Below are 12,995 nucleotides of genomic sequence, written 5' to 3' on the forward strand. Positions count from 1 at the left end.
TTTAATTGTACTGTTTGTTGCATATAAAAAGCAATATTATAATAAATCATTGATCAGTTTGTTCAATTTGTAATATATTTAAATTGCTGTTACGTTATGGTTGAACATACAGAAATTAGGGATCGGCTATGAGAAATAGAATATATATTTTTGGAATAGGGTTATTATTTTCCTATAATATTAGTATTTCTTATTCTTATCATTTATGTGTAGTACGTAACGTAACTAACACAAATAATAATCAGCAACTTATTATTTGTGTAGGTGATTATCATTTTAAAAATCATCCTGCTAATAAAAGTCAACGTATTTATATTGAATCGCTTCTGCAAAAATATTCAAGAAAAAGTAAACTCGTAGTTGAAGATGTTGGTTCTATTAATAATGATGGAAGAATGGTGTGTTGCAATTTTGGCATTAATTGCCCGAATGGGCTATTAGGGCAGCTAGCAAATACGGCTCGTTCACTGGGAGTTGTTGTGGATAATGTTGAATATCGCTATTGTCGTGTTGCAGGAGTAGGTCCATTGCTTAATAATATAAATGTTAATCCTCATTCTTTTCGATCAAGTGCTACTATTTCTACTTTAGCTTTGCACAAAGAAGTTTCTGATGAAATTGAAAAAATAAAAAAATATGACGATGGTAAATTTCTTAATGGTCTTTATAAGCGTACTGTTGCAGCAGTACATGCTGCATTATTAAAAATAGATTTTAATAAAAAATTAACGGTTGCAGATTATTGTTTACAGTTACCCCATAAAGATTATCGCATACAACTTGAAACACTGTGTATTTTTGATAGTGCACTTATTGATATGAATATTATGCATTCGATTATCGCCTGCTCAGAGGTACCGCTTATTTTCGTTGTTGCTGGTGGTTCTCATATAGAACATGTGAGTTCTTTATTAATGCGCATGGGGTGTGATGTACTATTTACAACGACAGCACCTTCATTGCCAGCAATTAGGAAAGTATTGAATTCTGGTAGTGCAGCTGATTCATCAGATATTTATCCAGCAGCTATTGATATCAGTATAATTGATAAATTTATACGTTAATATGCAGGGCTGTTATACAATAACTTCCCAATTTTATTTCTTTTAAGTTAACTTTTTCTATAAAAGATTTAGAGGAACAGAAATCGTATTGAATATAGAAATGGCTGAATTCATCATATCCTATCATATGGGGACATATTTTTATTGGAATGGTATAGTTATTTTTATTACGAACTATGGTAAGAGCTACTGTTTGAAGCAATGTTGGTTGGATAATGATTTCATTAGTAACAGGAAGCAATAGTGGAGGCGTAAGAATATCATTAGATTGTGATTGTGAGCCAGCAAATAAGATCATTTTGTCGTGATAAGTAGGATTGAAAGTAGTATGCTTTATTGGTAAAGAAAACATCCTACTGATTAAGGTACTAGGAGTGATATCACATAATGATATATATTTTCTCGTAATGTTGTCAGTCACATTTTGGGGAAGTTTTGCGCTGAGCAGTGCTGTATAAAGTAAAGGCGATTGCAAATAGAGTGAAATAGTTAAAGCTTTTGTATATTTTTTTATTGGTAGTTCACTAAGAAGAAGTGGTTTACGAAGTAATTCTTGAAAAATTTTTAAATCTTTTTTATGTATATCAATGAGCAATGGTGATTTTTTTTGGGATCCCGTGTTTTGTAACAACTCTTTTATGGCAATATGATATGAAAAATTTTTTTCATTGTTTTTCATTGTAACAATTTCATTGTTTTTTGTTTTAATCCATACGTCTTTCTGCTCCTCAGAAGGCGTATTTGAGATACGTTTTTTCATTGGGATTATATTTATAAACATACTCAGCAGTATGTATATACCTATTAATTTTTTCATTAATACACGTTTTTTGTTAAGTATGCTCTTCCTGAATCTCCAAAAATCATTACCACAACGTCATCTTTTTTTAAATAAGGAAGGTATTCATGAACCCCCCATGCAACAGCACCGCTTGTTAATCCTACTAAAAAACCATAATTTCTTGCCAAAGTTTTGAGCATAGTGAATGCATTTTCATCAGATACAGGAATAATTTCATCTATATACGTATTGTTATGATAATCAATTACGTCTGAATAAAAATCTATACCCATTCCTTCAATTTTATACGGTTTAGGATTTCCTTGTGTTGAATGGAATGAGTTATCTGAATCAAGTGCTATGACTTTAATGGCAGGATTTTTTTCTTTTAAATATCTTCCTATACCAGCGACTGTTCCACCAGAACCAGCTGCTGCAAAAAAGTGAGTTATAGTACCGGCCGTTTGTTGCCAGATCTCTGGGCCTGTTAGGCTATAATGCGCTTGCGCATTAACAGGATTAAAGTATTGATTAGGCATAAATGAATTAACTATCTCTTTGTGGAGATTGCACGCTGTTGAATAATGGCTGTTAGGATCTTTTATGGATGGCATGGAAGGACACACAACGACTTGCGCTCCGTATGCTTGCATAGTTTGTAATTTTTCTTGGCTAATCTTAGGTGTGGTGGTGATAATTACTTTATAGCCTTTTGCAGCTCCAATCATGGCAAGAGCAATGCCATAATTGCCTGATGATGCATCGATGATTGTTCCATTAGGTTGTAATTTACCAGATTTTTCAGCATCTTCTATCATATATAATGCGGTACGATCTTTTACACTTCCACCTGGATTGAGGTACTCAAGCTTTGCATATAATGTTGCTGATGTAGTGAATGGAATACAGGTTAAAGGGGTGTTACCGATCGTTGAAAGTAGGTGTTTATGCATGGTTGTAAGCCTTTGCCTGATTATTACATTTTTCTAATATTGTATATTTTATCTTCATACTATAATTATTATTGAGATAAATGTCATCATACAGTAATTATTTTTATAGTTGTTGTGTATGAAAATGTAAAAGGAGGGCTTACCTATGCGCTTATTTTATAACGATATAGTGTGTGCAGTAGTGTTAATGTCTTATTCTTGTTGTTTAAGTATGGATCAGAAGGATTATATTTCAGTTGTAACAGTTGATCAAAAAAGTACTGCATTTAAAAGGTCCCATATTAAAGATTCATTAGTTTTGAATGTTTTATATGAATCTCAAAAAAAAACAGATTACAATTTTGTTGTTATTCCGCAGGCGTGCAATATGCATGATAATATAGCACAAGAAGATTTGTTTTCATTACATAATTTACTTGAAAATCAAGATGATGCTTTCGCTAGTTATATGCAAAAACTAGTCAAGAATCGACAGCTATTTACTACGTTACATGCTACACATGTTTTAGGGGCTTATAAACAGCTGGTTTCTATAATTAACTATGTATATTGTGATGATATTGGCAAACATATTGGTTCTTACGTAACTGGTTTTCCTATAAAAGAATTCATAGTAAAGCAGATTTTGCGTAAACAAGATGTTTTAAATTTCGAAACTATACCGCGTAAGCAACTAAGCTTTATGCATCATCACTCAGACAAGTATGATGAATTTTTTTATATTCCTTCTGCTATTAGTTCATATAAAGAAAATATTATTTTTGATGGAATAAGTCCGTTTAAAAGATATCTTGATTTTTTTAATTCAGACGATGAACATTCAAACGGATATATAAAAGCGTGGAATTCTGTTAGACAGTGGTATATTACGGTATCTGATAGAGATGAAGTTGTTTTATGGAAATTACGTAAAAATACATTAGATATATTTGATTCAATGCTACTAGGTGATAATTATACACAACCGATATATGTAGTTAGTGATTATAGCAAGGAATGTACGATAATTATAATGCATGGGCAAGAGAATAATCTGTATTATTGGGATATTAATGATGATAATTATAAGAATCTTGTTTTGGATAAAGATGTAAGAACATTTGGTAAAGTGATAATGAACAATAAAGGTTCGCATATCATTTTTGCTGATAAAAATAATAATGCATTGATTGTTTGGGGCATTAAAAATAATATAATACAACCTTTAGAAGCTGATTATAAGTTTCCCATAATGAGTATGCTATTTACCAAAAATGATACAGCTTTATGGGTATGTTCTGGGTCTACATTATTTATATGGCACATAACTGAATCAGGAAATTTTGAGCTCAGTAAAACTATACATCTTAATGATACAGAAGCAGTTATTTCTCGGTTACATTGTAACGAAAAATCTGGACGTATTGTTGTTGGTAGAGCTGATGGAAAATTGAATATTATATGCATGGATACATATAAAGAAATAGGATGTTTACAAGGTCATAATGATACACCTATTAATGGTTGTTTGGGTAGCGAATATGGTGACATTATTATTTCGCTTACAAATGGTATAGATAAAAATCTTATAATATGGGATCTTACTACTAAAAAGCCATTAATGCATTTAATTGACCATCCAGGAGCTACTGCAATAGCAGTAACTCCTGATATGAGGTACATTCTTTCTCAATCACCAATGGATATTAGGTTATGGCAAGTGTATGATGATATAACAGTAGAACAGATAGATTATTTAATGAGAAAATTACTAAGTTTGAATTGTTATTATAATCTATATTATATCTATAAAATGCAAAAAAATGGTTACAAAATAGATGAGTCAAAAATTAAAGAACTGATATCATTATTTAATTGTCCTGCAATTAGTAAATTTTTAAAGGAATTATTAAGTATCTAAGCAAATTATTTGCTGTAACATAAAGTAGTGTTTTGATTATAAATACATAAAACGTTATTATATAATATTATATTTTTACCTAAGGAATTTTTAAATGAATACATTTTTTGCAGCTTCTCGAATTTTGGCAATTACAATAATAATGTGTGCGAGTAATGTAGTTTTTGCAGGTGAAGGACGACCAGTTGACTATTATGGCTTGGATAAAACATATGATAATAACAAAAGGGTAGTAACTACAGGTGTTTTGACATCTATTTTCAGTAATAAAGTTGCAATGGAGTGTTTTTATAATAAAGCAACCATTGCGGGTATAATTATTACAAATACAGTAGTTAAAGATAGTGATATATTAAAAACAGGAATAGAGACTGCGGGCTTTGCGCTTGATTTATATTTAGATAAAGATAAATTCGAAAATCAAGCCAAATTGCTTAATAATAAAAATAAAATTTTAACTACCGTAGCAGTGCATGCGGGAGTTAATTACACTATTCGTAAAATTAAAGCATGCCTAAAGCCAACTGACACGGATTCTACGCTAGCAAAAGGTGTTGATCTTGTACTACAACCGGAAGTAATAACATGGACAGCTATGCTTGGGTTACAAATAATACTCCCTGATTATTTTGTTTAATCTCAAAATTATTTTTGAATGAAAAAGAGAGGATTTAACTCCTCTCTTTTTCATTCATTATAGTGCAATATTACTATAATTTAAGCTTCACATGGTAAACAACTGCACAAATACACTTGATACAGTAAAACATATAAACTTTTTAGCCAGGTGACGACATCAACATTTGTATTATCAATTACATCAACTATACTAAAACGTTGATCACATGAAGGAATATCAATTGCTGATCCATCAAGATCACCAATACGAGTTTCTATAATTGAACAACACTCTGCAGACTGATCAATTTGTGATCCAATCAAACTTTCAATAACTGAACAGCATTCTGCAGATTGATCTATCTGTGATTCGACAAGTTCTTCAACTTCATTTATTTCATGGCGTAGTTTTTTATAAGATTTTTTTGCATCACGAGCTTGATGATGAATATTTTTATTCGTGCAAATACAACAGGAAAGTAATGTATTTAATTTTTCATTAAGACTACATGTATCTACGTTGTCAGTAGCTGTTGCGCATGTATTACATGGATCGACTAATTCTTCACGCGGTGCGCGAGATGTTGTTGGTACAGAAATTATATCAAGAGCCATAGCAGCATCACTTGCTGATGCTTCTGCTAATGCTGCAGCTACTTCTGCAATTGATATTTTAAGTAGCGCTGCTTGACAACTATTGCACCGTCCACTGTATTCACCGTCGCAATAAATACCTCGTTCTGCACAATCAGAACAACATGCTTCAATAACTGCCATAATTTCTGGATCAAAGGTATCCAATTCTGCTTCACGAGAAATAGGTTTTCCTGCAGCTAATGCTGCTGCTGCGGCATCTCTAATTGATTGTCTAATAGCTGCTGCTGCTGCACACGGTTTACATTTGGCAAGCAGTGCTGAACCAACGCTCATTCCAATCATTAATGTCGATAATAGAATTGCTTTTTTATATCGATTAATTGATACATTCATGTGTACTACCTTTCTTAAAAAAATAACTTTTTCTTAGAAATATATTGCTAAGCCAATGTGGCCTTCAGTTTCTTTCATGATATTTCTACCAGAAACCATTTGTGTTCCACCGCCAAAGATTTCAAAATAATTCCAACGATGGAATATTTGACCACGTAATTTATTAGAAAGTGAATTTGTATTTCTTTCATAATTGCATGGAGCAAGCGGTTGATTTGGACGGCCTAATAAATCTGTTGCTGTTGTTTGACATTCCAATGAAACCTTATCATGCCCTTTAACAAATAATTCATAGCCAAGTGTAAATCCAAGATCAGGATTATGTGGGTGGAAGAAACTAAAATCAGTACGAAGAACAAAATAATTCCAAGAAACATCAAGTTCAACTTCTGGCCCGATATTAACAACCGTTGCACCAACAAATGGAGCTGCTCGTTTTTCAGAACGTTTACATGCATGAACAAATGCTGGACGAATTTCAAATGCAAACCATGGTCGTGGTTTCCAACCTGCATCTAGTTCAAGTTTGATTTCAACGTGACCATTGTTACCAGTTGGTTTATAGAAAATCTGATTTGCATGTTTTTGGCGTTTACCTGTTGGGAATTGAATACCAAAAATACCATCAACAAACCAGTCATCATAATGTCCAATACCACCATATATTTCTGTTGCCAAATCACCAATACCAACAATACGTTCATGTGCTGTTAAATTAATACCATTATCTAAAAAGAATGTAGATGCAACTTGTGAAACAAGAAGATCTTGTTCAATGATATTGGTAACATTTGTTCGTATAGCTTGAGCTTCGGGAGTTAAAGTACCTGCGCTAGGCAAGCCAGCTTCTATAGCACGTGGAACTACAAATAGCGTAGCTTGCGCAGCTCTATCATTTCTCAAATTATTTGCGTAGTCAACACCTGTTTGGAAAAAATATGTTTGATCATTAGTGCCTTGACCATCAGAACCGAGAGGCCCAGTTATTTGACTTGGTGCTTTCTTAAACGGAGGAACGGGAACGGTTCCATCAAGTCTTTTTGTTGCATATGCAGCGGGAACACTATCACTTTCTGCTGCAGTCGTACCAGTAACCGTTACACCAGTAATAGCAATAGTTCCATCAGCATTGTATCGTACGACAGGAGCAACTGCTGCATTACCCGATGGTATTGTTACTGTATCAAAAACTAATGTACTCAAAAAATCGTATCTATATGCATATTCAACTTGGTCTGGACGAGCACCTTCATCAGAATTAACTATTCTTGTTGCAACAACATCTGCTAAGGTTTCTTCAAATGCGACACTATTATCTTGTTCAATTTCAATTATTTTGAATGGAATATTTGCTCTGCCACCAATATGGAACCGATCATTTCTACCAAGATAACGAGCAAAATCAATACCCATATTTGCACCTTGTTCTTCATACGTGAAGTCAGGCATAATACGAGCAAATGCTAAAAATGGATTAACGCTGTTAACTAAGGCCTGAGTTGTAGTTGGCGCTCCGGCAAATGTTCCACCAGCAAAAACATCTTCACCAACAAAAACAGTTTGACCAAAAAATAATTGTGAGAGCGTTGTTGTGTCACGAGTCACTTTATCAGAATCGCATGCATCAAAAAATGCTCTATCTGCGGTACGTGTATACGCTGCACCCCACATGTGAATATTCCAAGCCGTATTCTTTTTTGCGCTTGGCATTATACCGTACCACCATGCTTGATCAGCTGGAGCAAGAAGCCAATGCATATAACCACGATCTTGTACGCTCAATGGTGATCTAAATTCAAAACTTGCATGAAGTGAACCGCCACATAATGCGCTTAAAAGCACAATACTCTTTAAGGTTTTCTTCATTACTTTCCTTTTGTTTGTTACATCCATACTAACTACCTTTTTTTATTGTGTGCTCATCATAAAGGATGGGTACCAAAGTACCCATCCTTATATATTATACTTCTATATTTGTAACCGTTAATATTTCATTCAACTCAGGATCAATGTTAACAAACACTGCTGCAGTATCCATTGCAGCCCTGCGTTTAGAATCTTGTTGACCGGCACCAATAATATCGAATGCTGGCCCACGAATAATCATACCATTAGCAACAGTGTCGATACGTATATTTTCAAATTCTGGTCTAAAACTATCGCCTTGACTTGCGGCATTTGCTCTACCAACAGCATTGTCGCGGTCAGCTTCTAACACTGCATCATGAGTTTTAAAATAGTCAAATAGTTCTGCGCCAGACAATCCAGCTATAGTCTCATTAGCCGATTCTAATAATGTTGAAGCCATTACACCTGCACTTAAACGAGAGGAAATCATACCATCTTGATCTAAGACAATAGGTTGAACACCGCCAACTCCTGGTTCAATAAGTACAATATTACCGCCGCCAGCAATATTAAAGTTTGATGATCGCTCTAGTGTAGGATCAATGTTTTCATCAGGAAGTTCAAAAGTAAGGAAATAAGATGATCCTGGTACATCACCGATTGCTAATAATGAAGCATTAACCTCATTACCAGAAAATATGCGATCATGTTCAAAGCGACCATTTAGTAACTTGAATGTTACCATTCCGACATTACTTAATGTATTAACGATATTCTCATTCGGTGTGAAATTAGAAGGACATGTGCGAGCACGTGTAACGAGTGGTATAAATCCATCAAAACGTTCAATGCCAGCACCAAGGCCGAGAAATCCTCGACTGCCAATAGTAAAGTTAGCGTCATCACCATCAAGTGTTAAGGTAAAGTTAACGATATGGCCTACGAGATTATTAACGTTACCAATTTGCAATACGCCGCCTTCATTAACATTCAAATGACCAATTGCAAAGGTTCCGTTGTCAGCGATGCTGAGCGTAATATCAGTTGTTGGAATAGAACATTCTGCTGTATTGATTGTTTCGATGCCAACAAATGCGTTGAATGGTATTAAACCTTGTGCATTATCAACAATTTCGATAGTTCCGCTACCAATAATTTTAACACGGAATTGATCGGTGTTATTAAGGCCAGCACCAAAACTAATCAATGATGAAAGTGGATTATGTGGTAATGCTGCATTAACAGTTATTATTGGCAATGCAGAGTCTTGCATGCCAAATGGAATAGCAGAAAAGAAAGCTAATGCATCTGTTGCCGCTTCAAATAAAAGCTGTGAATTTTCAGCAAATCGCAATGTTCCTGCTCCAGTAACAATTGTAGCTCCTGGTTCAATAACCAAACTAAGCTCTCCAAGAAATGCAATAATCTGAGAAACATCATTAAATGACGTTAAATTAAGTGTGCCAGTTGATTTAAGACGAATTTCACGTGGAACTGGGCTATAAAGTTCCAATACACCACACGAAGGGAAATTAGGTCCTTTTACAAATGCGCAAACATTATTAATAATCAGGTCATTATTAACCAGAATTCGACCTGATCCATCAGCAATAATAGTGACACCATTTGCACCTAATGTTGTTGTACTATCGAGACCAACAGTACCATTATTTCTTAATACGATTGTTGCTACGGGAGCTTCTGCGCTACAATTATTATTTAAGAATGTTAATTGACCAACAGATCCACCATCGATTAAAAATTGTATTGGATCACCAATACGTGTTCCTTGAATAGTAAAATTATCAACATTCCCTTGAATCGTTGGTAATGAGGTTACATTCGCTTCCGTTACCGCTGGACAAGAGCAAGAGTCTACACAGCAGTTAAATGGTGTGTAGTTTGGAAAATCTTTCTGTGCTAACATCCAATTGAATATATAGGTTGATAGAGACTGATCAGAACCAACAATAATTTGACTTGAGGCATTACGTAAATTGACATCCCATGTTGCTATACCGGCGCCATTACTGAAGAACACTTGATCTGCAGGAAGATCTACGATGCCATTGTGACTTTTTATTACCATTACACCCATATTGGCAATGAAACCAGGATCAATACTAATTTTGCCATTGAGATCGACAAATATAGCATTTCTTCCGGTAATATTACTTCTGGTAACTGTGGCAGCGCCACCTCGAGCTTCGAATGAAAAAACATTTCCTGCGATACGCAACCATGGATTTGTATCTATATTAAATCCAGTTGTATCAGCATTAACACCAATAGATATATTACTGTTACCACCTAAAAAAATAGTATGAATTGAATCATTAGCTGTATTAACAATAAGATTATTAACGGTTGCATCGTTAAATGCTGTTGTTAAACTTAATGTTTGATTACCATTTGGATCGAGTGGATCGAGATCAGAACTAATCGCATCATCCTGTTGCATAATATCTAAGTATGTTTCGCCATCAATACGAGAACATCCATCCGCTGCTGTTGATCCAATACGTGTACCGAGAATCATCTGACGACCTGTTCCATTATCAACAGCGGCGCCATTACTATAAAAAATAAACTCAGAAAGATTAGCATGTAAAACACCAAATTCATCAACAAAATTTGGAACAACTAAATCAAACCCTGTTAATGCTATATCACTGTTTACATCAAGTTGAGAATTTAAAAAACGTATATTTGGACGTATGTCAGATTCTAATAATTTAAACGTTTCACCACCAATATATGCTGGCTCTGATCTCAAATCATTATTGGAACATACTGTGTGACATTCATCAGTATGACTTAACGCTGTATCGTATAAATTCATGGTGTTATTGATCAAGAATGCACCGCAATTGTACATTAATAATTGATCATCTTCAGTGTTAAATGTACGTAAGGGAAAGTTAGTTTCTCCTGATCCTACAAAAAGGGATCCACCTGTTGGTATCACTTCTAAAGAAAGTAGTTCAATTTTGCTTGTAATAGTATCATCTACGCGTGTTCCTCTTACATCTAATTCGCCTTCAAGATCAAATACAATATTACCAATACCATTGGTTTTATTTGCTGGATCTATTGTAAATGGGTCGACATCATTCTCATCACGAATTTCTCCATCAGATGCAATGCCGGATCGTAAAAATAGAGCGGCATGTGCACCAAATGTTATTTGAGCATCAGTTGCACTCGGATTATTATTACCATCAATAATAAATGCGGATGGGTTACGCATTTTAATTAATTTGGTTAGGTTAGATTTTTCACAACGTACAACTGCATTAGTTGGCAACTGATTAAGAGCAAGCCCCACGAAATCAACATATGATTCTGATCCTATATTTAATATGCCATTAGCACCAAGAATCACGCCGTAACGTTTTCCAGAAAAAGCTCCTCGATAATCAGTCGTATCATCACGAGCGCCAAGATTTAAAAATGGATCAAAAAGTAATTCAGATAGTTTTTCATTTCTATCTAAAACGAGTAACCCTGCTGAAGCATCAGCACCAACACTATTTGAAGTTTGCCATATTGCCTGATAGCCTGCAGCAATTGCAAGATTAATGGCAGATAAAGTTATATAACAACCATTGCGTTGACATGTATAGTGGCCTGCTGCTACAAAAGCTCCTCCATCTTCTATTTCTAAAATCATTCGTCCAAGCTTATTCATGACTGGGTCAAATGTAATATAACCAGAATCCTGTGCTACATTGATTTTACGAGAAGATAAAAAGCTCATTCTTGATTTTGAGCCAATAAGAATTTTTCTATTCTGACCAGAAGAATGTGAAGTTTCTAAATTAACAAAACTTAATGTTGGTCGCGACTTACTTGTTTCATTTCGACCACTTCCTGAGCATGAATATTCATCTCCGCAATATTCATCACATGCCAAATGACATGTAGCATATTCGTCACCACATATTCGTGTGGTATATTCGTCGCAACAATATTCATCTTTTGGTGCATTTTCTCCGCCATACATTAATACATAGTACAATGCGCCACCAGAACAGTTCTGCGAAGTAAGTGAAAATGTTTTTCCTTCAGCAATAGCAACTTCGACAGTTCCTGGACCGCTTTGAACAATTAGAAGATCATCACCAGTAATTTGAGATGATCCTATTAATGAAAGGTTGTGATTGATTTTAAATCGAATAGTTTTACCTGCTGCTGCTACTAAATACAATTGTGATTCGCCAGCCCAGTGGCCTTGAATTGTTGCATTGTCTTCTAACGTAATAGTTATATTTTTATGGACTGCTTCAATTTTTGTTCCACCTAATTGAAGTAGGACATCGCCCTTAATTACTAAATCCTCATCAATGACATTTCCGCCTGAAGTTCCTTTCCATATCTGTTCTGCCTTCATACCGAAAGATACTAAAAATAACGCAAAAAGAGCTAATCGATAACGAGAAAAGCACCTTTTCATACACTCACCCTTTTTTTTTAAAAAACTACTACTTCACGATTACTACGAACAGTTTGATTGTTATTATGCATAACATCTTCATAACACGCATACCTCGATTATTTTATAATGTCAACTTTTCAATCCATAAAAGTCTATAAAATTAAAATGATACGCAACAAGGATGTTATGATTTAAGAGTAATTAAAACTTCGTTAAGAGTATCTTTAAAAATAACATTCTTAAAAAAATTAACATTTTTAAAAAGTTCAACAGTTGGTTTAGTTAAATAATTAAATCTATCATCATAGATGATATCTATTTCAACAGCAGGAAAAAAATCAAATTTATCAACATATTTTTTAACAATATCAGGACGAAAAAGATAATTTAAAAATAGATAAAT

The 12,995-nt window shown here is 34.2% G+C and carries 9 protein-coding genes; 3 read left to right on the forward strand and 6 right to left on the reverse strand.

Annotated features, from left to right (window positions below; translation table 11 throughout):
• Window positions 1-128: 128 nt before the first annotated feature.
• Entirely contained in the window at window positions 129-1,064 is a 936-nt protein-coding gene (locus tag VLB80_03515; GenBank protein HSC25255.1) for a hypothetical protein, read from the forward strand.
• On the opposite strand, the gene VLB80_03520 is transcribed toward VLB80_03515, so the two are convergent.
• Window positions 1,054-1,881, reverse strand: coding sequence for a hypothetical protein (locus VLB80_03520; protein HSC25256.1), 828 nt, complete (start codon window positions 1,879-1,881; stop codon window positions 1,054-1,056). The two genes, VLB80_03515 and VLB80_03520, sit on opposite strands and share 11 nt — an antisense overlap.
• Window positions 1,881-2,798 carry a cysteine synthase family protein gene (locus tag VLB80_03525; protein ID HSC25257.1) on the reverse strand — a complete coding sequence of 306 codons (918 nt, stop codon included), beginning with the start codon at window positions 2,796-2,798 and terminating at the stop codon, window positions 1,881-1,883. Before VLB80_03525 ends, VLB80_03520 begins: the two co-directional genes overlap by 1 nt.
• Before the next feature lie 145 nt (window positions 2,799-2,943).
• Between VLB80_03525 and VLB80_03530 the strand changes: the two genes are divergently transcribed.
• Together VLB80_03530 and VLB80_03535 are read left to right on the forward strand one after the other, a co-directional pair.
• The gene (locus VLB80_03530; protein ID HSC25258.1) at window positions 2,944-4,698 is read left to right on the forward strand and encodes a hypothetical protein; all 1,755 of its coding nucleotides are present in this window, start codon (window positions 2,944-2,946) and stop codon (window positions 4,696-4,698) included.
• 94 nt (window positions 4,699-4,792) lie between these two features.
• Window positions 4,793-5,335, forward strand: a complete 543-nt coding sequence (locus VLB80_03535; GenBank protein ID HSC25259.1) for a hypothetical protein — start codon at window positions 4,793-4,795, stop codon at window positions 5,333-5,335.
• A gap of 80 nt (window positions 5,336-5,415) precedes the next feature.
• On the opposite strand, the gene VLB80_03540 is transcribed toward VLB80_03535, so the two are convergent.
• The 4 genes from VLB80_03540 to VLB80_03555 all read right to left on the reverse strand — a co-directional run.
• Complete coding sequence (locus VLB80_03540; GenBank protein HSC25260.1) at window positions 5,416-6,306, reverse strand: hypothetical protein; 891 nt, start codon at window positions 6,304-6,306, stop codon at window positions 5,416-5,418.
• 33 nt (window positions 6,307-6,339) lie between these two features.
• Window positions 6,340-8,172, reverse strand: a complete 1,833-nt coding sequence (locus VLB80_03545; protein ID HSC25261.1) for a hypothetical protein — start codon at window positions 8,170-8,172, stop codon at window positions 6,340-6,342.
• 94 nt (window positions 8,173-8,266) lie between these two features.
• Window positions 8,267-12,610 (reverse strand): hypothetical protein, encoded by a 4,344-nt coding sequence (locus tag VLB80_03550; GenBank protein HSC25262.1) that lies wholly within the window; start codon window positions 12,608-12,610, stop codon window positions 8,267-8,269.
• Between the two features lie 166 nt (window positions 12,611-12,776).
• A partial coding sequence (locus tag VLB80_03555; GenBank protein ID HSC25263.1) for a hypothetical protein occupies window positions 12,777-12,995 on the reverse strand: 219 nt, incomplete at its 5' end.

This window comes from Candidatus Babeliales bacterium (assembly GCA_035455925.1).
Lineage (GTDB): Bacteria > Babelota > Babeliae > Babelales > Vermiphilaceae > SOIL31.